15 protein-coding genes and 4 tRNA genes are annotated in these 21780 nt (G+C 64.4%); 18 read left to right on the forward strand and 1 reads right to left on the reverse strand.

Annotated features, from left to right (window positions below):
* The first annotated feature begins 485 nt into the window (after positions 1-485).
* Positions 486-1037 (forward strand): hypothetical protein, encoded by a 552-nt coding sequence (locus tag N8888_RS03405; RefSeq protein ID WP_263177569.1) that lies wholly within the window; start codon positions 486-488, stop codon positions 1035-1037.
* A gap of 74 nt (positions 1038-1111) precedes the next feature.
* Here the strand turns inward: N8888_RS03405 and N8888_RS03410 are convergent, their stop codons facing one another.
* Entirely contained in the window at positions 1112-3850 is a 2739-nt protein-coding gene (locus N8888_RS03410; RefSeq protein WP_263177570.1) for a TonB-dependent receptor plug domain-containing protein, read from the reverse strand.
* A 169-nt stretch (positions 3851-4019) separates the two neighbouring features.
* On the opposite strand from N8888_RS03410, the gene N8888_RS03415 reads away from it, so the two are divergent.
* From N8888_RS03415 to rpsG, 17 genes are all read left to right on the forward strand, one after another.
* A complete protein-coding gene (locus N8888_RS03415; protein WP_263177571.1) occupies positions 4020-5042 on the forward strand; it encodes a cyanophycinase in 1023 nt (340 codons plus the stop codon).
* Positions 5043-5130: 88 nt separating this feature from the next.
* Positions 5131-6147 carry an isoaspartyl peptidase/L-asparaginase family protein gene (locus N8888_RS03420; protein ID WP_263177573.1) on the forward strand — a complete coding sequence of 339 codons (1017 nt, stop codon included), beginning with the start codon at positions 5131-5133 and terminating at the stop codon, positions 6145-6147.
* Positions 6148-6284: 137 nt separating this feature from the next.
* A tRNA-Tyr gene (locus N8888_RS03425) sits at positions 6285-6370 on the forward strand.
* Between the two features lie 25 nt (positions 6371-6395).
* Positions 6396-6469: transfer RNA gene (locus N8888_RS03430), tRNA-Gly, on the forward strand.
* Positions 6470-6517: 48 nt separating this feature from the next.
* A tRNA-Thr gene (locus N8888_RS03435) sits at positions 6518-6593 on the forward strand.
* 39 nt (positions 6594-6632) lie between these two features.
* A complete protein-coding gene (tuf, locus tag N8888_RS03440; protein ID WP_065176003.1) occupies positions 6633-7823 on the forward strand; it encodes an elongation factor Tu in 1191 nt (396 codons plus the stop codon).
* 103 nt (positions 7824-7926) lie between these two features.
* Positions 7927-8002, forward strand: a tRNA-Trp gene (locus N8888_RS03445).
* 48 nt (positions 8003-8050) lie between these two features.
* Entirely contained in the window at positions 8051-8464 is a 414-nt protein-coding gene (gene secE, locus N8888_RS03450; RefSeq protein ID WP_053519951.1) for a preprotein translocase subunit SecE, read from the forward strand.
* Between the two features lie 10 nt (positions 8465-8474).
* Positions 8475-9038: a transcription termination/antitermination protein NusG gene (gene nusG, locus N8888_RS03455; RefSeq protein WP_053519952.1), complete on the forward strand. Its 564-nt coding sequence runs from the start codon at positions 8475-8477 to the stop codon at positions 9036-9038.
* A gap of 231 nt (positions 9039-9269) precedes the next feature.
* Complete coding sequence (gene rplK / locus N8888_RS03460) at positions 9270-9698, forward strand: 50S ribosomal protein L11 (protein ID WP_004145248.1); 429 nt, start codon at positions 9270-9272, stop codon at positions 9696-9698.
* Between the two features lie 4 nt (positions 9699-9702).
* Entirely contained in the window at positions 9703-10401 is a 699-nt protein-coding gene (gene rplA, locus N8888_RS03465) for a 50S ribosomal protein L1 (protein WP_004154350.1), read from the forward strand.
* A 389-nt stretch (positions 10402-10790) separates the two neighbouring features.
* Positions 10791-11321 carry a 50S ribosomal protein L10 gene (rplJ, locus tag N8888_RS03470; protein ID WP_053519953.1) on the forward strand — a complete coding sequence of 177 codons (531 nt, stop codon included), beginning with the start codon at positions 10791-10793 and terminating at the stop codon, positions 11319-11321.
* A 63-nt stretch (positions 11322-11384) separates the two neighbouring features.
* Complete coding sequence (rplL, locus tag N8888_RS03475; protein WP_053519954.1) at positions 11385-11753, forward strand: 50S ribosomal protein L7/L12; 369 nt, start codon at positions 11385-11387, stop codon at positions 11751-11753.
* A gap of 321 nt (positions 11754-12074) precedes the next feature.
* A complete protein-coding gene (rpoB, locus tag N8888_RS03480) occupies positions 12075-16229 on the forward strand; it encodes a DNA-directed RNA polymerase subunit beta (RefSeq protein ID WP_053519955.1) in 4155 nt (1384 codons plus the stop codon).
* A gap of 89 nt (positions 16230-16318) precedes the next feature.
* Positions 16319-20542: a DNA-directed RNA polymerase subunit beta' gene (gene rpoC / locus N8888_RS03485; protein WP_053519956.1), complete on the forward strand. Its 4224-nt coding sequence runs from the start codon at positions 16319-16321 to the stop codon at positions 20540-20542.
* Between the two features lie 333 nt (positions 20543-20875).
* Positions 20876-21250, forward strand: coding sequence for a 30S ribosomal protein S12 (rpsL, locus tag N8888_RS03490; protein ID WP_004145320.1), 375 nt, complete (start codon positions 20876-20878; stop codon positions 21248-21250).
* Positions 21251-21262: 12 nt separating this feature from the next.
* A complete protein-coding gene (gene rpsG / locus N8888_RS03495) occupies positions 21263-21736 on the forward strand; it encodes a 30S ribosomal protein S7 (RefSeq protein ID WP_053519957.1) in 474 nt (157 codons plus the stop codon).
* Positions 21737-21780: the final 44 nt, after the last annotated feature.

The raw sequence follows: 21780 nt of genomic DNA on the forward strand, positions 1-21780 counted from the left end.
GGATAAATTTTCGCCACGCTTCGAAACGCCTGCGCGACAACGCTCTTACCCACTTGTCCACATCAAGTTCCCATTGCCTTCCACGCTGCGTGTGGAAAACAATCGCAGTCGTGGACAAAAAATCACCACGCATGGAAACGCCTGAGGCGCAAGGCTCTCGCCTACTTGTCCACACCAAGCCCCCATCGCTTTCCACGCGTGGTGTGGAAAACCACGGCCAACAGCAGATTCCGATTTCGGACTTGTTGCATGGTGCGCGGCGCGGTGCTGCTTCAGGCTGGCCTCTGACCCTTCCACTGACACGGTCGGCATCATGCCTGTGCGCGACCCGGAGAGTTGCTATGACGACGCGAACGTATGGGTGGGTAGTGGCGATCGCGGCCCTCGGGTTGCTTCTGGCCTACGGCTGCCAATACATGGTCGTGCGGCCTGCACGAGGGAGTGCATCAGCCCCGGAGTGCACTGCCGTCAGCCTGTTGAGTGCCATGCGCGAGCGGTTGCGACCCGAAGCGGACTTCAGCGAAAGCGGAGGTATCTACCTGGACTCTGTTGACCCGGAGGATCCAGAGGCACTGATCGCCTATGCAGCACTGGGCCGTATCTGCCGGGAGCCAGCAGGACGACGCACCGATGAGGGGCAGGCCCTTGCCAGACGGCTTGCCCGGATCGCATCCAGCTTCATCGTCGGGGGAAGGCTTGAGCCCGGTCGCTACGTCCTGACCGCGGCCACGACTGGCTCCCGGGGCGATGAAGTGGTGGCAGTGTCACCGGAACACCTTGCACTGCTGCGAAGCATGAACACCCGCACGCTGGGGAGAGCAGTGATGCTGATGGACAGCAAGCGTCCCTACGGTGATATGCATTACCTCTACATCGACATGGCCCGCGCGCTGGGGGAGCCGGTTCCGCTGGACGCGAATGGTAATGCGACGTTCGCGCCGGGGGTGATTGCCCGGTACGACGAACTGCATGGACAGATGCTTGATGTGGTCCGTGTCTTCTGGCGCTTTGCGGAGCCGGCGCAGTCTACGTCCTGAGCGGAACTGCACGCGGAAGGGGACGGAGGCCTGCGCCCCCGTCTTCCCGCCTGAGTTCAATGCAGCGGCACGCCTTACAGCGCGCTGCCGCCGAACTTGTGCGTGTACTGCAGATTGATCGTGCGGCCCACGCTGTCGAACCAGGAGACGTCGTAGTACGGGTACGCCGTGTATGTAGCGTCCTTCGGCGGCATCTTGTTGAACACGTTGACCACAGACAGAGACAGGCGCGAGTGGTCGTCGAAGCGATACTGTACCGACGCGTTGTAGCGGTACGTGGCCCTGATGTACGGGTTGTCGCCGCTGTCCCAGTCGAACACCTGGTCGTAGCTGTCCGAGGTGGGCAGCTTGCCCAGTCGCGAACCGTACACGGTGGCCGACCACGCATCTTTTTCCCACGTCACACTGACGCTGCTCTTGGTGCGCGGGATGTCGAAGCCGCTGTTCACCGCGAACTGGTCCTCGATCGCATCGCCGGTGTAGCGCTGGAAATCGTGCTTCTTCACCCAGGTGTGGCTGCCGTTGAAGATGAAGTCACCGATACCGGTCTGCAGGCGGTAGCGCAGGCCCGCATCGATGCCTGAGGTCGACTCGCGTGCCACGTTGATCGGATTCACGTGCACCCCGTACAGGCGGCCGTCGGCGGTCCGGGTCACCCGCGCCAGTGCGTCCACGCAGGTTGGTGACGTGATGTCGGCGTCGCCCAGGCGGCAGTTCGCTTCACTGGCCAGGATCGTGCGCACGTCCATGTCCTGCACCTGCCTGCGCATGTCGATGTCGAACCAATCCACCGAAAGATCCAGCCCTGCGGCCGGCGACCAGACGAAGCCTGCGCTCCACGAGGTGCTGGTCTCCGGGTCCAGCTCGCGGTTGCCGCTGCGGCTGCGGATGACGTTGCGCTCGTAGTCCGAGCAGTCGTTGGCCTGTTCGGCGCGGCAGCTGTACAGGTCCTCGGCGCTGGTCTCGTCGTTGCCGGGGCCGGCAAACACGTAGTGCAGGTCCGGGGCGCGGAAGGCCGTGCCGTACGAGCCGCGCACCAGCAGGCTCTCGACCGGGCGCCACTCAAGGCCGCCGCTCCAGGTCGCCTTGCCGATCGTGTGGCCGGAGTAGCGGTACTGGTCATAGCGACCGGCCACGCTCAGGTTGATCGTCTCGTGCAGCGGCATGCGCAGCTCGGCGGCCGTTGCCCAGCGGTTGCGCGAACCCTTGCCGTCGGAATCCTTCCAGCTGTAGTAGTAGTACTGGGTCGCCAGCGGATCGGGATTCAGCGCGTAGGCCTGCTGGCCCACTTCCACGGTCGCGGCAAAACCGGCATCGCCGCCGGGCAGGGCGAACAGCGAGCCGTTGGTCAGGGTGAGGGCGGCCGTCTCGGTGCGGGACTTCGGGGTATAGGTGGTGCGTGCGGCGATCGCGTCGTACTCGGCGCGGGTCAGCGGGCGGTACAGCCGCGACGGGTCAGCGTTGTAGATCGGGAAGCCGTCATCGTCCTCGCCCAGCTGCGGGCCCAGGAACAGGTCGTTGGCCCTGCCGGCGATGATCTGCGGCCAGCTGATCCGCGACTGGTACTGCGAATGGCTCAACGCCGCTTCGTAATCCCAGTTGCCGGCCAGGTTGCCCTTGAAGCCGGTGGTCACGCTGAAGGTCTTCTGCGTGCTGCGCACCATCGCGTTGCGCAGGCCACCCATTTCCTCGGGCGAGAACTGACGCTGCCAGAACTCGATTTCGCCGGTGGCTTCGTTGCTGAAGTAGCCCGACTCGTCGCCGTCGGCGGCCATCCGGCCCCACGACGTCACGTCGCGCATCAGCGCCAGCGTGTGGTAACCCATCTGCACGTCGGCGAACCACTGCTGGCCGTTGTCGAAGTCATAGCTCAGCGAGGCATAGCCGTTGGCGCCGCGGCGCTTGCTGAGGATGGTGCCGTAGCCGATCGACGCGTCGCTGCCGCAGTAGTAGCCGTAGCGGGGGCGGAAGGCATGGTAGGTGCTGCCCTGGTTCTGTCCGCTCAGGGCATCGCAGGTGGCCGCGCCCGGATCCAGGTAGTCATCGTTGTAGTCGGTGCGCAGGTAGGCACGGCGGGCGATGCGCGAGCCCTCGGTCGGCCCGTCCTGGGTCGAATCCTGGATGTCGCGCTCATAGGCCCACAGCGGCGTCTGCGACTGCAGCTCCACGCTGTACACCGCATTGAAGCGGCCCGCGCTGAACCCGCTGGACAGACTCATGTCGAAGGAATCGCCACCGCCCTCACTGGTGGTACCCATGCGCACGTCGACCGTGGTGCCGTCGGCCTTCTTCTTGAGGATGAAGTTGACCACGCCGGCGATCGCGTCCGAACCATAGATGGCCGAGGCGCTGCCGGTCAGCACTTCGATGCGGTCGATCATGCCCAGCGGAATGTTGGACACGTCGGTGAAGTTGCTGCGGCCCTGGAACGGCATCGGGAAATCGGCGATGCGGCGGCCGTTGACCAGCACCAGGGTGTGGTTGGGTCCCAGCCCGCGCAGGTCGACCTGCTGTGCACCCGGCGAGAAGTCGGCGCCGCTGGAGGATTGCTGGCTCTGCGTCTCGCCACCGTTCTGGGTCATTGCCCGCAGCACGTCCGGCACGGTGGTGAAGCCGCTGGAACGGATCTGTTCGGCGTCGATCACCGTGATCGGGGCAGGGCCCTCGACCTGGGCGCGCGGAATGCGTGAGCCGGTGACCTGCACCGCATCGAGCTGCCGTACCGGAGAGGAGGCTGGAGCCTGGGCCGCCGCAGAAGCAGCAAGCCCCATCAACGCCAGCTGGATCGACCACGCCATCGCCTGTCTACGCATGAGAAGTTCCCGGAAGTAATGCCGGCCCGCAGAGGAGGGGCCCATCCCCCATTCAGATTTCCGCAATGGGCGCCGGCATTTAACGCCTTTTTCATGCCCTTGACTACTGATGCCCCATCTGGCAAAGAGTGAAAACGCTTGCAGGTCGTTTCTGTTCAGGGAGATCAAGATGCGACGGTTCCATCGAAGGCTGCGTCACGTGCTTGCCGGCCTGGCAGTGCTGGTTCTCCTGGGCTCGCCGCTGGCCGCACCCGCGCAGGACCTGCAGGGGCCGGGATTCACCTATTACGAGACCGGCGATCTCGATGCCCCGCGACCGGGGCCGAGGGCGCCGGCGATGATGCTGATGGGCGGCGGAGAGTGGGTGCCGGAGGCGTTCCAGTGGTGGTTGAAGCAGGCCGGCAATGGCCGCGTGCTGATCCTGCGCGCCTCCGGCAGCGACGAGCTGCAGGAGCGTCTGCACCATGACATCGGCGGCACCACCGCCGTGCAGACCCTGGTGTTCGACAGCCGTCGTGGCGCCGACGACCCGGCCGTGCTGCGGGTGGTGGCCGCGGCCGACGCCATCTTCATCGCCGGCGGCGACCAGTCGCGCTACATCCGCTTCTGGAAGGGGACCGCACTCAACCGCGCGCTCAATGCCCACGTCCGTGCCGGCAAACCGATCGCCGGCACCAGTGCCGGACTGGCGATCCTCGGTGGCTATGCCTACGGCGCGCTTGACGGTGGCAGCGTCACCTCCGCCGCCGCGCTGGCCGACCCGATGGGCAGCGCGGTGACGATGGACAGTGGCTTCCTGCAGATGCCCTATCTGCAGCGGGTGGTCACCGACACGCACTTCGACCGGCGTGATCGTCTCGGTCGCCTGATCGTGTTCGTCGCCCGTGCCGCGCAGGACAGTGGCGACCCGGACATGATCGGCATCGGCGTGGACGAAGACACCGCGCTGTGCGTGGAGCCTGACGGACGCGCGCAGGTCTACAGCGCCGATGGTCATGGCAGGGTCTGGGTGGTCCGCCCGGGCCGTGGCGCGGACCGGCTCACGCAGGGCGAACCGCTGCGTTTCCACGCTGTGCCGGTTACCGTGGTGGCAAGCGGTGGCCGCATGCGGCTGGACGACTTCCAGGCCGACGCCGACTATCACGCAGCGGTCGATGTTGACGGTGGCCGGATTGAACTGATCCGTCGCTGACCGCTGCTGCCGGCCGCGCGCCGGCGCTTCCCTTCAGGCATCTCGTCGAGCCTGCTCGATGCCATCGCTTCCATTTCCGGAGATATCGATGAAGCTTCATCTGGCGCTGTCTGCGCTGCTGTCCCTGCCGTTGCTCGCCCATGCTGCGCCGGATGCGTCGCCCCTGCTGGTCATCCATGGCGGTGCCGGCGTCGAGCGCAAGGATCTGTCCGCCGCCGAGGAGAAGGCGGCACGTGCGGCACTCCGTGCGGCGCTGCTGAAGGGACATGCCGAGCTGGCAGCCGGTCGCCCTGCACTGGCGGCGGTCACCGCAGCGATCACCGTTCTCGAGGACGATCCCACGTTCAATGCCGGCAAAGGCGCGGTGTTCACCCACGACGGGCGCAACGAGCTGGACGCGGCCGTGATGGATGGCGCCACCCAGGCGGCCGGCGCGGTGGCCGGCGTGCAGCGCGTACGCAACCCGATCCTGCTGGCAACGGCCGTGATGCAGGGATCGAAACACGTGATGATGGTCGGGCAGGGCGCTGAGGCGTTCGCCGTCGAGCAGGGCATGACCCTGGTCGATCCTTCGTACTTCCGCACCGACAAGCGCTGGCAGCAGCTGCAGCGCGCACTGAAGGAGGAGGCCGGCGGCCAGGCCCACGCCGACCTGGAAACGGCCCGGCACTTCGGCACGGTCGGTGCGGTTGCGCTGGATGCGCAGGGGCGCCTGGCAGCGGGCACCTCCACCGGAGGAATGACCAACAAGCGCTACGGGCGTGTCGGCGATTCGCCGATCATCGGCGCCGGCACCTGGGCCGATGCACGCTGTGCGGTGTCGGGGACCGGGTGGGGCGAGTACTACATCCGCACCGCTGCCGCGCACGAGATCTGCGCGCGTATCCGCTACCAGGGCCAGTCGCCGGCGGAGGCGGGCAGGGGCGTGATCAACGAGGCGATTCCGCAGATGGGTGGGGATGGCGGTGCGATCGTGCTCTCCGCCGATGGAAAAGCGGCCACGCCGTTCAACACCGAGGGCATGTATCGCGGCTGGATCGGTGCCGACGGCGTTCCGCATGTGGCGATCTTCGCCGACGAGGCCTTGGCACTGCCCGGGCAATAGGCTTGCGTATCAAAGGGTTTGCGACGCATGTGAAAAAAAGTGAAAAAAAGCGTTGACAGGCCCCCGCTTCATCTCCAGAATTGCGGGCTCACCACCACACACCGCAACGCTTCGGCGGCACGGGATGGGGTTGAAACGGAGGGATACCCAAGCGGCCAACGGGGGCAGACTGTAAATCTGCTGGCTTACGCCTTCGGTGGTTCGAATCCACCTCCCTCCACCAGCTTCACGTTGTGGCACTTCCCGGTGCGGGAGTAGTTCAATGGTAGAACCTCAGCCTTCCAAGCTGATGGTGCGGGTTCGATTCCCGTCTCCCGCTCCATTGAATGAACTTTGAATATTATCGAGTTCATGCCATAATGCAAAACTCGCTCACGTAGCTCAGTCGGTAGAGCACTTCCTTGGTAAGGAAGAGGTCGAAGGTTCGATTCCTTTCGTGAGCACCATCTTCAGCACCACACCAGACGAATTCGAGATAAGCAGCCATGGCCAAGGGTAAGTTCGAGCGCACCAAGCCGCACGTCAACGTCGGCACCATCGGTCACGTCGACCACGGCAAGACCACGCTGACCGCCGCGCTGACCAAGATCGGCGCCGAGCGCTTCGGTGGCGAGTTCAAGGCGTATGACGCCATCGACGCCGCACCGGAAGAAAAGGCTCGTGGCATCACGATCTCGACCGCGCACGTCGAATACGAATCCCCGACCCGTCACTACGCCCACGTTGACTGCCCGGGCCACGCTGACTACGTCAAGAACATGATCACCGGTGCCGCCCAGATGGACGGCGCGATCCTGGTGTGCTCGGCCGCTGACGGCCCGATGCCGCAGACCCGCGAGCACATCCTGCTGTCGCGTCAGGTCGGCGTGCCGTACATCGTGGTGTTCCTGAACAAGGCTGACATGGTCGACGACGCCGAGCTGCTCGAGCTGGTCGAAATGGAAGTGCGCGAACTGCTGAGCAAGTACGAGTTCCCGGGCGACGACACCCCGATCATCTCGGGTTCGGCCCGCCTGGCGCTGGAAGGCGACCAGAGCGAGATCGGCGTGCCGGCGATCCTGAAGCTGGTCGACGCGCTGGACACCTGGATTCCGGAGCCGGAGCGTGCGATCGACAAGCCGTTCCTGATGCCGGTGGAAGACGTGTTCTCGATCTCGGGCCGCGGCACCGTGGTGACCGGTCGTATCGAGCGCGGCGTGATCAAGGTCGGTGACGAAATCGAAATCGTCGGTATCCGTCCGACCCAGAAGACCACCGTGACCGGCGTGGAAATGTTCCGCAAGCTGCTGGACCAGGGCCAGGCAGGCGACAACGCCGGTCTGCTGCTGCGCGGCACCAAGCGTGACGACGTCGAGCGCGGCCAGGTTCTGGCCAAGCCGGGTTCGATCACCCCGCACACCGAGTTCGAAGGCGAAGTGTACGTGCTGTCGAAGGACGAGGGCGGCCGTCACACCCCGTTCTTCAACGGCTACCGCCCGCAGTTCTACTTCCGCACCACCGATATCACCGGCGCTGCCAAGCTGCCGGAAGGCGTGGAAATGGTGATGCCGGGTGACAACGTCAAGATGACCGTGACCCTGATCAACCCGGTCGCGATGGACGAAGGCCTGCGCTTCGCCATCCGCGAAGGTGGCCGCACCGTCGGCGCCGGCGTGGTCTCGAAGATCATCAAGTAAGCCTGCAGTACCGGCGGTTGCATAGCGCTGCCGGTCGCGCGAGTGGCGGGCCGGGAACCTCGGTCCGCCTTCGCCGTCTAAGGGAAGGCAAGTTTCAAAACGTACGCCAGTAGCTCAATTGGCAGAGCAGCGGTCTCCAAAACCGCAGGTTGGGGGTTCGAGTCCCTCCTGGCGTGCCATCTGCCCACCTTATCCAGCGGCTCTTGCCGCTAAAGCAGACACACCGGATGAATAGCAAGATCGAACATTCCAAGGACACCTCCGCCAGCGGTGGAGATATCGTCAAGTACGTTGCCGCATCCCTGCTGGTGCTGGCGGGTCTGTTCGTCTGGTTCTGGTTCTCCGCCGACTCCGGTCGCGCCGCCCAGCTGGGCGCGTGGGCGGGTCAGCTGCGTGCGTTGGCGGTCGTGGTCGGTCTGGTTGGCGGTATCGGCGTGTTCATGCTGACCGGCAAGGGGCGCGACACCCGCGAATTCCTCTCCGAGTCGCGCTTCGAACTGCGCAAGGTGGTCTGGCCGACGCGCCAGGAAGCCGTTCGCATGACCTGGGTCGTGATTGTCGTGGTGCTCATCCTCAGCCTGCTGCTGGGTGGCTTCGACTTCCTGATCCAGAAACTGACTCAGTGGTTCCTGAGCCGCTAAGGAGAATTGCATGAAGCGTTGGTACGTCGTTCACGCCTATTCGGGCTTCGAGAAGTCGGTGGCGCAGGCTCTGCGTGATCGCATCGTCCGTGATGGCATGGAAGAGCGCTTCGGCGACGTCCTGGTTCCGACCGAGGAAGTGATCGAGATGCGCGCCGGCCAGAAGCGCCGGTCCGAGCGCAAGTTCTTCCCGGGTTACGTGCTGGTCCAGATCGAGACCCACGAAGAGGCCGGTATTCCGCGCATCGACAACGAAAGCTGGCACCTGGTCAAGGAAACCCCGCGCGTGATGGGCTTCATCGGCGGTACCGCCGATCGTCCGCTGCCGATCGCCGATTCCGAAGCCGAGTCCATCCTGAACCGCGTTCAGGAAGGTGTCGAGAAGCCGCGTCCGAAGGTGCTGTTCGAGCCGGGCCAGATGGTCCGCGTCACCGATGGCCCGTTCAACGATTTCAATGGTGTGGTCGAAGAAGTCAACTACGAGAAGAGCCGTCTGCGCGTCTCGGTGCTGATCTTCGGTCGTGCCACCCCGGTCGAGCTCGAGTTCGGCCAGGTCGAGAAGCAGACCGGCTGATGCCCGGTGATGCTGCCGGCCACGGGCTGGCAGCCTTCAGGTCGCCCTCCCTGTTCAGACAGGGCGCCCAAAATCTGATATAGTGCGCGGCTCCCCGCTGGGAAGCCAGCAGGACGAGGCCACCGAAAGGTGGCCTTCGGCATGATTTCAAAACGCGATGCCGGGACGCGTGATTCCCGGTCCGATGGGGAGCCTGTTGTCGAAAGGCGCTAGCACCCGGAGAGTACTCACATGGCAAAGAAAGTTGTCGGTTACATCAAGCTGCAGGTGAAGGCCGGTCAGGCCAACCCCTCGCCGCCGGTCGGTCCTGCGCTGGGTCAGCGCGGCCTGAACATCATGGAATTCTGCAAGGCGTTCAACGCTGCCACGCAGAAGCTCGAGCCGGGTCTGCCGGTTCCGGTGATCATCACGGCCTACTCGGACCGTACGTTCACCTTCATCACCAAGAGCACCCCGGCCACCACCCTGCTGAAGAAGGCCGCTGGCATCTCGTCGGGCTCCAAGCGCCCGAACACCGAGAAGGTCGGCAAGGTCACCCGTAAGCAGCTGGAAGAGATCGCCAAGGCGAAGGAACCGGATCTGACTGCCGCCGACCTGGACGCCGCCGTGCGTACCATCGCTGGCTCTGCCCGTTCCATGGGCCTCGTGGTGGAGGGTTAAGAAGATGGCACAGACCAAGCGTGAGAAGGCCATCAAGGCCGCCGTCGTTCCGGGCAAGGCTTACGCCTTCGAGGACGCGATCAACATCCTGAAGAGCGCCACCAAGGCCAAGTTCGTCGAGTCGATCGACGTTGCTGTGCGCCTGGGCGTCGACGCGAAGAAGTCCGACCAGCAGGTCCGTGGCTCCACCGTCCTGCCGGCCGGTACCGGCAAGTCGGTCCGCGTTGCCGTGTTCGCTCCGGCCGGTGCCAAGGCTGATGAAGCCCTGGCCGCTGGCGCCGAAGCCGTCGGCATGGATGACCTGGCCGAGAAGATGCAGGCCGGCGATCTGAACTACGACGTCGTCATCGCGACCCCGGACGCCATGCGCGTTGTCGGTAAGCTGGGCACCGTGCTGGGCCCGCGCGGCCTGATGCCGAACCCGAAGGTCGGCACCGTTTCCCCGAACCCGGGTGAAGCCGTGAAGAACGCCAAGTCGGGCCAGGTCCGTTACCGCACCGACAAGGCTGGCATCATCCACTGCACCATCGGCAAGGCCGACTTCGCCGAAGACGCGCTGAAGTCGAACCTGACCGCGCTGCTGCTGGACCTGATCAAGGCCAAGCCGGCCACCTCGAAGGGCACCTACCTGCAGAAGGTTTCGGTCAGCTCGACGATGGGCCCGGGCGTCACCGTCGACCAGTCGTCGCTGACCCTGAAGTAATTGTTTCAAGCGGTCACGGTACTTTCGGGTGCCGTGACCGTGACATTTGAAGGCATCGCAGGCAGCCCACCGCCTGCGGTAGCCGTCAAAGACCGCAGGCGCGGTCGTGGCAGGGCCGGCGACGGGCACGGAAGCTCGATATGGCAGGGAGTCGCCGCCGGAACAGTCATGAACGCTTAATCGATTCCCCGGAATCACCCTGCGTAGATGGTGCCCTTCTGGAGTTTTTCTGGTTCACGCACGTCTGGGTTTCCCAGGTTGGCCCACTCCAGGTCTAGAACGGCCCACCCCCCCGGAACATCATCCTGGTGTTCCCGGCGTCCAGGACGGATGCCGCACAGGACCGCACACGGCAGGAGCCGTAAGCGGAGTTCAATTGGAGGAGTGCAATGGCTCTCAATCTGTCCCAGAAGCAAGAAGTAGTCGCCGAGCTGGCAGACGTCGCCGCCAAGGCCCACTCCTTGATCGCAGCCGAATACGCTGGCACCACGGTCGCCCAGATGACCGCGATGCGCAAGCAGGCTCGTGAAACCGGTGTTTTCTTGAAGGTTGTCAAGAACACCCTGGCTTCGCGCGCCGTTGAAGGCACCGAGTTCGCCGTGGCCCAGGACCAGATGGTTGGTCCGCTGCTGTACGCGTTCTCGCTCGAGGAGCCCGGCGCTGCCGGTCGCCTGATCAAGGAAGCCGCCAAGGGCAACGACAAGCTGAAGGCTAAGGTCGTCGCCATCGGTGGCGAAGTGTTCCCGGCAAGCCACGTCGACGTGCTGGCCTCGCTGCCGACCCGCGATCAGGCCCTGGCCATGCTGGCCCGCGTCCTGACCGAGCCGGTCACGATGTTCGCCCGCGCCATCAAGGCTGTTGGCGAGAAGCAGGGTGGTGGCGAAACCGCCGCTGCCGAGCCGGCCGCCGAGACCGCCTGAGTTTCGACTTACCGTGGTTCCTGACGGAACCTCAACCCAGAAAATCATCCAAAGGTATTAATCATGTCCCTTACCAACGAACAGATCGTCGACGCCATCGCCGAGAAGTCCCTGATGGAAGTGATGGAGCTGGTCAAGGCCATCGAAGAGAAGTTCGGCGTCTCCGCCGCTGCTCCGGTTGCCGTGGCTGCTGCCGCTGGCCCGGCCGCTGCTGTTGAAGAGCAGACCGAGTTCACCGTCACCCTGAAGTCGGCCGGCGAGAAGAAGGTCGAAGTCATCAAGGCCGTCCGCGCCATCACCGGCCTGGGCCTGAAGGAAGCGAAGGACCTGGCCGAAGCCGGTGGCGTCCTGAAGGAAGGCGCTTCGAAGGACGACGCCGAGAAGATGAAGAAGGACCTGGAAGCTGCTGGCGCGACTGTCGAAGTCAAGTAAGCACTTCCTTTGCATCGTCATCGATTCTCGGCGATGCAGCCAAGGCTGGGGGCGTAAGCCCCCGGCCTTTGGTCGTTGTTGCAGGCCCGCGTACTGCGCGGGTGGAATCAGGCGGTAGAAAGCCCAACACGGGCTGCGGTCAAATCCCGGCACGCCCGCGCATCGCGCGGCAGCAGGGAAGTAGATGCAGACGAGTTGGCAGTTGGAAGTAGCGGGAGAAGGCGTGCTGGTGCCGGCAATACCAGCGACTTCCAACTGACAATTTCAAAGTTCCCTTCAGGGTCGTGGACGCACGGCCCGCACAACAAGGTGGAAGACCTCATGACGTCCTATTCGTTCACCGAAAAGAAGCGTATCCGCAAGGATTTCGGCAAGCAGCGCTCGATTCTCGAAGTGCCGTTCCTGCTCGCGATCCAGGTGGATTCCTACCGTGATTTCCTGCAGGAGAACATCGATCCGGCCAAGCGTGCCGATCATGGCCTGCACGCCGCGCTGAAGTCGGTCTTCCCGATCGCCAGCTACAGCGGCAATGCCGCCCTGGAGTACGTCGGCTACAAGCTGGGCGAGCCGGTCTTCGACGAACGTGAATGCCGCCAGCGCGGCATGAGCTACGGCGCCCCGCTGCGCGTGACCGTGCGCCTGGTGATCTACGACCGCGAGTCGTCGACCAAGGCCATCAAGTACGTGAAGGAGCAGGAGGTCTATCTGGGCGAAATCCCGCTGATGACCGAGAACGGCACCTTCATCGTCAACGGCACCGAGCGCGTCATCGTCTCGCAGCTGCACCGCTCGCCGGGCGTGTTCTTCGACCACGACCGCGGCAAGACCCACAGCTCGGGCAAGCTGCTGTACAGCGCCCGCATCATTCCCTACCGCGGTTCCTGGCTGGACTTCGAGTTCGACCCGAAGGACGCGCTGTTCACCCGTATCGACCGCCGCCGCAAGCTGCCGGTGTCGATCCTGCTGCGCGCGCTTGGCTACAGCAACGAAGAGATGCTGGCCGAGTTCTTCGAGATCAACACCTTCCACATCAACCCGGATGAAGGCGTCCAGCTGGAGCTGGTGCCGGAGCGCCTGCGTGGCGAAACCCTGGGCTTTGACCTCGCCGACGGCGACAAGGTCATCGTGGAAGCCGGCAAGCGCATCACCGCGCGCCACATCAAGCAGCTGGAAGCCTCGGGCATCGCGGCCCTGGCCGTGCCGGACGACTACCTGGTCGGCCGCATCCTGTCGCACGACGTGGTTGATGCCTCGACCGGCGAACTGCTGGCCCAGGCCAATGACGAGATCAGCGAAGAGCAGCTGCAGAACTTCCGCAAGGCAGGCGTCGATGCGGTCGGTACCCTGTGGGTGAACGACCTGGATCGTGGTCCGTACCTGTCCAACACCCTGCGCATCGATCCGACCAAGACCCAGCTGGAAGCACTGGTCGAGATCTACCGCATGATGCGTCCGGGCGAGCCGCCGACCAAGGACGCCGCGCAGAACCTGTTCCACAACCTGTTCTTCACCTTCGAGCGCTACGACCTGTCCGCGGTCGGCCGCATGAAGTTCAACCGTCGCGTGGGCCGCAAGGAAACCACCGGCGAAGCCGTGCTGTACGACAGCAAGTACTTCGGTGAGCGCAACGACGAAGAGTCCAAGCGCCTGGTCGCTGCCCATGGCGACAGCTCCGACATCCTGGACGTGATCAAGGTCCTGACCGAGATCCGCAATGGTCGCGGCGTGGTCGACGACATCGATCACCTGGGCAACCGTCGCGTGCGTTCGGTCGGTGAAATGGCCGAGAACGTGTTCCGCGTCGGCCTGGTCCGCGTCGAGCGCGCGGTCAAGGAACGCCTGTCGATGGCCGAGTCCGAAGGCCTGACGCCGCAGGAACTGATCAACGCCAAGCCGGTCGCTGCCGCCATCAAGGAGTTCTTCGGCTCCTCGCAGCTGTCGCAGTTCATGGATCAGAACAACCCGCTGTCGGAAGTGACCCACAAGCGTCGCGTCTCGGCCCTGGGCCCGGGCGGCCTGACCCGTGAGCGCGCCGGCTTCGAAGTGCGCGACGTGCACCCGACCCACTACGGCCGCGTCTGCACCATCGAAACGCCGGAAGGCCCGAACATCGGCCTGATCAACTCGCTGGCCGTGTACGCCCGCACCAACCAGTACGGTTTCCTCGAGACCCCGTACCGCAAGGTCGTGGACGGCAAGGTCTCCGACGAGATCGAGTTCCTGTCGGCGATCGAGGAAAACGAGTACGTCATCGCCCAGGCCAACGCCCTGACCGATGCCAAGAGCATGCTGACCGAGCAGTTCGTGCCGTGCCGCTACCAAGGCGAGTCGCTGCTGAAGCCGCCGGCGGAGGTCCACTTCATGGACGTCTCGCCGATGCAGACCGTGTCGATCGCGGCCGCGCTGGTGCCGTTCCTGGAGCACGATGACGCCAACCGCGCACTGATGGGCGCGAACATGCAGCGTCAGGCCGTGCCGACCCTGCGTTCGCAGAAGCCGCTGGTCGGCACCGGCATCGAGCGCGCCGTGGCGCGTGACTCCGGTGTGACCGTGAACGCCCGTCGTGGCGGTGAGATCGTGCAGATCGACGCTGCCCGCATCGTGGTCAAGGTGGTCGAGGAAGAGATCGTCGGTGCCACCGACGCCGGCGTCGACATCTACAACCTGGTCAAGTACACCCGTTCCAACCAGAACACCTGCATCAACCAGCGTCCGCTGGTCCAGGTGGGTGACGTCATCGCCCGCGGCGACGTGCTGGCCGACGGTCCGTCCACCGACATCGGCGAACTGGCCCTGGGCCAGAACATGCTGATCGCGTTCATGCCGTGGAACGGCTACAACTTCGAAGACTCCATCTTGCTCTCCGAACGCGTGGTGGAAGAGGATCGCTACACCACGATCCACATCGAAGAGCTGACCTGCGTCGCGCGCGACACCAAGCTGGGGCCGGAGGAAATCTCCGCCGACATCCCGAACGTTTCCGAGCAGGCGCTGAACCGCCTGGACGAGAGCGGCGTGGTGTACATCGGTGCGGAAGTCCGCGCCGGCGACATCCTGGTCGGCAAGGTCACGCCGAAGGGCGAGAGCCAGCTGACCCCGGAAGAGAAGCTGCTGCGCGCGATCTTCGGCGAGAAGGCTTCGGACGTTAAGGACAGCTCGCTGCGCGTTCCGCCGGGCATGGACGGCACCGTCATCGACGTGCAGGTCTTCACCCGCGACGGCATCGAGAAGGACAAGCGTGCGCGCCAGATCGAAGAGTCGGAGATCAAGCGCGTCAAGAAGGACTTCGACGACCAGTTCCGCATCCTGGAAGCCGCCATCTACATGCGTCTGCGTTCGCAGATCGTCGGCAAGGTGGTCAACGGCGGTGCCGGCCTGAAGAAGGGTGACGTCATCACCGACGCGTACCTGGACGGCCTGAAGAAGGCTGACTGGTTCGTGCTGCGCATGAAGGACGAGGACGCTTCGGAAGCCATCGAGCGCGCCCAGAAGCAGATCCAGGCGCACGAGAAGGAATTCGAGCGTCGCTTCGCCGACAAGCGCGGCAAGATCACCGCAGGCGACGACCTGGCTCCGGGCGTGCTGAAGATGGTCAAGGTGTTCCTGGCCGTGAAGCGCCGCATCCAGCCGGGCGACAAGATGGCGGGTCGCCACGGCAACAAGGGCGTGGTGTCCAACGTGGTGCCGGTCGAGGACATGCCGTACATGGCCTCGGGCGAAACCGTGGACATCGTGCTGAACCCGCTGGGCGTGCCGTCGCGTATGAACATCGGCCAGATCCTGGAAGTGCACCTGGGCTGGGCCGCCAAGGGCCTGGGCCGCAAGATCCAGGCAATGCTGGAAGCCCAGGCGGCCGTTGCCGACCTGCGCCGGTTCCTGGACGACATCTACAACCACGATGACACCAACGTGGCCAACCGTGTCGACCTGTCGCAGTTCAGCGACGAGGAGCTGCTGCGCCTGGCCCGTAACCTCACCGACGGCGTGCCGATGGCCACCCCGGTGTTCGACGGTGCCACCGAAGCGGAAATCAAGCGCATGCTGGAACTGGCCGATCTGCCGAGCAGTGGCCAGACCCAGCTGTACGACGGCCGCACCGGTGAAGCGTTCGATCGCCACACCACCGTGGGTTACATGCACTACCTGAAGCTGAACCACCTGGTCGACGACAAGATGCACGCGCGTTCGACCGGTCCGTACTCGCTCGTCACCCAGCAGCCGCTGGGCGGCAAGGCGCAGTTCGGTGGCCAGCGCTTCGGTGAAATGGAAGTCTGGGCGCTGGAAGCCTACGGCGCGGCCTACACCCTGCAGGAAATGCTGACGGTGAAGTCCGATGACGTGCAGGGCCGCAACCAGATGTACAAGAACATCGTCGACGGTGAGCACGAGATGGTCGCGGGCATGCCGGAATCCTTCAACGTGCTCGTGAAGGAAATCCGCTCGCTGGCCATCAACATGGAACTGGAAGACAACTGATCCATGCCGGCGCGGCGGCTCTCTCCGCCGCGCCGCTGGCAGTGACCTGAAAGCCCATCGACACAGCATTCCTCCTTCTGGAGAACACCATGAAAGACCTGCTCAATCTCTTCAACCAGCAGCGCCAGACGCTGGACTTCGACGCGATCAAGATCGCGCTGGCTTCGCCGGACCTGATCCGCTCGTGGTCCTTCGGCGAAGTGAAGAAGCCGGAAACCATCAACTACCGTACCTTCAAGCCGGAACGCGACGGCCTGTTCTGCGCCGCCATCTTCGGCCCGGTCAAGGACTACGAGTGCCTGTGCGGCAAGTACAAGCGCATGAAGCACCGCGGCGTGGTCTGCGAGAAGTGCGGCACTGAAGTGACCCTGGCCAAGGTGCGCCGCGAGCGCATGGGCCACATCGACCTGGCCTCGCCGGTCGCGCACATCTGGTTCCTCAAGTCGCTGCCGTCGCGCATCGGCCTGATGCTGGACATGACCCTGCGCGACATCGAGCGCGTGCTGTACTTCGAAGCCTACGTGGTGACCGAGCCGGGCCTGACCGCCCTGGAGCGCCGCCAGCTGCTGACCGAAGAACAGTACCTGCAGGCCCGCCAGGAGCACGGTGACGACTTCGACGCCGCCATGGGCGCCGAGGCCGTGTACGAACTGCTGCGCACGATCGACCTGCAGTCGGAGATGACCCGCCTGCGCGAGGAGATCGCCGCGACCGGTTCGGAAACCAAGCTGAAGCGACTGACCAAGCGCATCAAGCTGATCGAGGCCTTCCTGGAGTCGGGCAACCGTCCGGAATGGATGGTGATGACCGTGCTGCCGGTGCTGCCGCCGGACCTGCGTCCGCTGGTGCCGCTGGACGGTGGCCGCTTCGCGACCTCCGACCTGAACGACCTGTACCGCCGCGTCATCAACCGCAACAACCGCCTGCGCCGCCTGCTCGAACTGAGCGCGCCGGACATCATCGTGCGCAATGAAAAGCGCATGCTGCAGGAATCGGTCGATGCGCTGCTGGACAACGGTCGCCGTGGCCGTGCCATCACCGGCACCAACAAGCGCCCGCTGAAGTCGCTGGCCGACATGATCAAGGGCAAGCAGGGTCGCTTCCGTCAGAACCTGCTGGGCAAGCGCGTGGACTACTCGGGCCGTTCGGTCATCGTGGTCGGTCCGTACCTGCGCCTGCACCAGTGCGGCCTGCCGAAGAAGATGGCGCTGGAGCTGTTCAAGCCGTTCGTGTTCGCCAAGCTGCAGCGTCGTGGCCTGGCCACCACCATCAAGGCCGCCAAGAAGCTGGTCGAGCGCGAAGAAGCCGAAGTCTGGGACATCCTGGAAGAGGTCATCCGCGAGCATCCGGTGATGCTGAACCGCGCGCCGACCCTGCACCGTCTGGGCATCCAGGCGTTCGAGCCGGTGCTGATCGAAGGCAAGGCCATCCAGCTGCATCCGCTGGTCTGCACCGCGTTCAACGCCGACTTCGACGGTGACCAGATGGCCGTCCACGTGCCGCTCTCGCTGGAAGCCCAGCTGGAAGCGCGTGCGCTGATGATGTCGACCAACAACATCCTGTCGCCGGCCAACGGCGAGCCGATCATCGTGCCGTCGCAGGACGTCGTGCTGGGTCTGTACTACATGACCCGCTCGCTGGAAAACAAGAAGGGCGAGGGCATGGCCTTCGCCAACATCGCTGAAGTCAAGCGCGCCTACGACAACCGCGTGGTGGAACTGCACGCCAAGGTCAAGGTCCGCATCACCGAAGTGGTGACCGACGAGGAAGGCAACAAGCAGAACAAGACCTCGATCGTGGATACCACGATCGGTCGCGCCCTGCTGGCTGAAATCCTGCCGGAAGGCTTGCCGTTCGCGCTGGCCAACACCGAGCTGACCAAGAAGAACATCTCGCGCCTGATCAACTCCAGCTACCGTCAGCTGGGTCTGAAGGACACGGTCGTGTTCGCCGACAAGCTGATGTACACCGGCTTCGCCTACGCAACCCGCGCCGGCGTGTCGATCGGTATCGACGACATGCTGATCCCGGACGAAAAGCGCGGCATCCTCACCGAGGCCGAAGCCGAAGTGCTGGAAATCCAGGAGCAGTACCAGTCGGGTCTGGTCACCGCTGGCGAGCGCTACAACAAGGTGGTCGACATCTGGTCGCGCACCAACGAGCGCATCGCCAAGGCGATGATGGACACCATCGGTACCGAGAAGGTCGTCAATGCCAAGGGTGAGACCATCGATCAGAAGTCGATGAACTCGCTGTACATCATGGCCGACTCCGGTGCACGAGGCAGCCAGGCGCAGATCCGTCAGCTGGCCGGCATGCGCGGCCTGATGGCCCGCCCGGACGGCTCGATCATCGAGACGCCCATCAAGGCGAACTTCCGCGAAGGCCTGAACGTGCAGGAGTACTTCAACTCCACCCACGGTGCCCGTAAGGGTCTGGCCGATACCGCGCTGAAGACCGCGAACTCGGGTTACCTGACCCGTCGACTGGTCGACGTGGCGCAGGACGTGGTGATCACCGAGGTGGATTGCGGTACCACCGAAGGCCTGATCATGACCCCGATCGTGGAAGGCGGTGACGTGGTCGAGCCGCTGAAGGACCGCGTGCTGGGTCGCGTGGTTGCCGAGGACGTGTTCCTGCCGGGCAACGACGAAGATCCGATCGTCACCCGCAACACCCTGCTGGACGAGCAGTGGGTCGCCAAGCTGGAAGATGCCGGCGTGCAGAGCATCAAGGTGCGTTCGACGATTTCGTGCGAATCGGCCTTCGGTGTCTGCGCTCGCTGCTACGGCCGCGATCTGGCCCGTGGCCATCTGGTCAACATCGGTGAAGCGGTCGGCGTCATCGCCGCCCAGTCCATCGGTGAGCCGGGTACCCAGCTGACCATGCGTACCTTCCACATCGGTGGTGCGGCGTCGCGAGCTGCTGCGGTCGACAACATCACCGTCAAGACCACCGGCTCGGTCAAGTTCAGCAACCTCAAGTCGGTCGAGCATGCCAACGGCTCGCTGGTGGCAGTGTCGCGCTCGGGCGAAATCTCGGTGCTCGATGCCCACGGCCGTGAGCGTGAGCGTTACAAGCTGCCGTACGGTGCGACCATCACGTCCAAGGACGGCGATGCGATCAAGGCTGGCCAGACCGTGGCCAACTGGGATCCGCATAACCACCCGATCGTGTCGGAAGTGGCCGGCTTCATCCGCTTCATCGACTTCGTCGACGGCATCACCGTCATCGAGAAGACCGACGAGCTGACCGGCCTGGCCTCGCGCGAAATCACCGATCCGAAGCGTCGTGGTACCCAGGCCAAGGACCTGCGCCCGATCGTGCGCATCGTCGACGCCAAGGGCAACGACCTGTCGATCCCGGGCACCGATCTGCCGGCGCAGTACCTGCTGCCGCCGCGCTCGATCGTCAACCTGCAGGATGGCGCCCCGGTGGGCGTGGGCGACGTCGTCGCCAAGATCCCGCAGGAAGCCTCCAAGACCCGCGACATCACCGGTGGTCTGCCGCGCGTGGCCGACCTCTTCGAAGCGCGCAAGCCGAAGGATCCGGCGGTGCTGGCCGAGCGTTCGGGCATCATCAGCTTCGGCAAGGACACCAAGGGCAAGCAGCGCCTGATCATCAAGGACACCGATGGTTCGGAGCACGAAGAGCTGATTCCGAAGTACCGCCAGGTCATCGTGTTCGAAGGCGAGCATGTCACCAAGGGTGAAACCATCGTGGACGGCGAGCCGAGCCCGCAGGACATCCTGCGCCTGCTGGGTGTCGAGCCGCTGGCGGCCTACCTGGTCAAGGAAATCCAGGACGTGTACCGCCTGCAGGGCGTGAAGATCAACGACAAGCACATCGAGGTGATCACCCGCCAGATGCTGCGCAAGGTCGAGATCACCGATCAGGGCAGCAGCAAGTTCCTGAACGGCGAGCAGGTCGAACGCCAGCGCGTTATCGAGGAGAATGCCCGCCTGTCGACCCGCAACGAGCTGCCGGCGCGGTTCGATCCGGTCCTGCTGGGCATCACCAAGGCCTCGCTGGCCACCGAGTCGTTCATCTCGGCGGCGTCGTTCCAGGAGACCACCCGCGTGCTGACCGAAGCGGCCGTGCGCGGCACCTCGGACAACCTGCGTGGCCTGAAGGAAAACGTCATCGTCGGCCGTCTGATTCCGGCCGGTACCGGTCTGGCGTACCACAGCCAGCGCCGTCGTGGCGCGTCCGGCCTCACCGAGTCGGAGATGCAGACCCTGGCCGGCACCCCGGCGGCGGTCGAGGCTCCGGCAGTGGAAGCCGAGACCGAACAGGCTGCGGGCGAGGAATGAGGTGACCGGTCCGGCCGCAAGGCCGGACCCACCTTTGCGGTAACGCCCGGGGACATGCCCGGGCGGGCTTGAAGGGCAGGGCGGCGCAGGCCGTCCGACCTGGCTGTAGCGGCAGGCGGCTCCATCCGTGGAGGGCCGGTCGAACCTGAACGGGGTACATGGAGGCCCCCCAGTAACGTTCCGGGATCAGGGACGGGCTTGACAGGACGCGTTTGACGTCGTTCCTGGCAGGTTGCTACAATCGTCTGTCTCAGCAGGCCAGAATTTTGGCCTGCTTTAACATTTCCGCATCTCTGGCCGGATTTTCCGGCCACCAATCAGAAGAACCTACTGATGGCGACGATCAACCAGCTGGTCCGCAAGCCGCGGCAAGCGACCACCTACAAGAGTGCCTCGCCGGCGCTCGACAAGTGCCCGCAGCGCCGTGGCGTCTGCACCCGTGTCTACACCACCACTCCGAAGAAGCCGAACTCGGCCCTTCGCAAGGTTGCCAAGGTCCGCCTGACCAACCAGGAAGAAGTGATTTCCTACATCGGTGGTGAAGGCCACAACCTGCAGGAGCACTCCGTGGTCCTGATCCGCGGCGGTCGCGTCAAGGACCTGCCGGGTGTGCGTTACCACACCGTTCGTGGCTCGCTCGACGCCGCCGGCGTTGCCAAGCGTCGCCAGGCCCGTTCCAAGTACGGCGCCAAGCGTCCGAAGGCCTAAGGAGAGAGCACTATGTCGCGTAAGGGTAATACTCCGCAGCGTTCCGTCCTGCCCGATCCGAAGCACGGAAGCGAAACCATCGCCCGCTTCATCAACATGGTCATGCAGAGCGGCAAGAAGTCCGTCGCCGAAAAGATCGTGTACGGCGCCATGGACGTGATCACCGAGAAGAACAGCAGCGCCAACGCCATCGAGCTGGTGCAGAAGGCGCTGGACAACGTCGCTCCGGCGGTCGAAGTCAAGTCGCGTCGCGTCGGCGGTGCCACCTACCAGGTGCCGGTCGAAGTGCGTGCCTCGCGCAAGATGGCTCTGGCCATGCGCTGGCTGATCGACTCCGCGCGCAAGCGTGGTGAGAACACCATGCCGAAGAAGCTGGCTGCTGAACTGATCGACGCCTCGGAAAACCGTGGTGGCGCCATCAAGAAGCGCGAAGAAACCCACCGCATGGCCGAAGCCAACAAGGCATTCGCCCACTACCGCTGGTGAGTTTGACGGCCTTGCAAAACAGGCAGGGCAGCACCACCTAGGTG

It is taken from the genome of Stenotrophomonas maltophilia (genome assembly GCF_025642255.1).
GTDB lineage: Bacteria > Pseudomonadota > Gammaproteobacteria > Xanthomonadales > Xanthomonadaceae > Stenotrophomonas > Stenotrophomonas maltophilia_P.

Excerpts from the sequence above, each read along its gene's own strand:
- rpoB (WP_053519955.1), top strand. The coding sequence starts at position 12,075 with ATGACGTCCTATTCGTTCACCGAAAAGAAGCGTATCCGCAAGGATTTC.
- N8888_RS03405 (WP_263177569.1), top strand. The coding sequence starts at position 486 with ATGCGCGAGCGGTTGCGACCCGAAGCGGACTTCAGCGAAAGCGGAGGT.
- N8888_RS03410 (WP_263177570.1), bottom strand. The coding sequence starts at position 3,850 with ATGCGTAGACAGGCGATGGCGTGGTCGATCCAGCTGGCGTTGATGGGG.
- N8888_RS03415 (WP_263177571.1), top strand. The coding sequence starts at position 4,020 with ATGCGACGGTTCCATCGAAGGCTGCGTCACGTGCTTGCCGGCCTGGCA.
- rplK (WP_004145248.1), top strand. The coding sequence starts at position 9,270 with ATGGCAAAGAAAGTTGTCGGTTACATCAAGCTGCAGGTGAAGGCCGGT.
- secE (WP_053519951.1), top strand. The coding sequence starts at position 8,051 with ATGAATAGCAAGATCGAACATTCCAAGGACACCTCCGCCAGCGGTGGA.
- rplA (WP_004154350.1), top strand. The coding sequence starts at position 9,703 with ATGGCACAGACCAAGCGTGAGAAGGCCATCAAGGCCGCCGTCGTTCCG.
- N8888_RS03420 (WP_263177573.1), top strand. The coding sequence starts at position 5,131 with ATGAAGCTTCATCTGGCGCTGTCTGCGCTGCTGTCCCTGCCGTTGCTC.
- rpoC (WP_053519956.1), top strand. The coding sequence starts at position 16,319 with ATGAAAGACCTGCTCAATCTCTTCAACCAGCAGCGCCAGACGCTGGAC.
- rplJ (WP_053519953.1), top strand. The coding sequence starts at position 10,791 with ATGGCTCTCAATCTGTCCCAGAAGCAAGAAGTAGTCGCCGAGCTGGCA.
- rpsG (WP_053519957.1), top strand. The coding sequence starts at position 21,263 with ATGTCGCGTAAGGGTAATACTCCGCAGCGTTCCGTCCTGCCCGATCCG.
- rplL (WP_053519954.1), top strand. The coding sequence starts at position 11,385 with ATGTCCCTTACCAACGAACAGATCGTCGACGCCATCGCCGAGAAGTCC.
- nusG (WP_053519952.1), top strand. The coding sequence starts at position 8,475 with ATGAAGCGTTGGTACGTCGTTCACGCCTATTCGGGCTTCGAGAAGTCG.
- tuf (WP_065176003.1), top strand. The coding sequence starts at position 6,633 with ATGGCCAAGGGTAAGTTCGAGCGCACCAAGCCGCACGTCAACGTCGGC.
- rpsL (WP_004145320.1), top strand. The coding sequence starts at position 20,876 with ATGGCGACGATCAACCAGCTGGTCCGCAAGCCGCGGCAAGCGACCACC.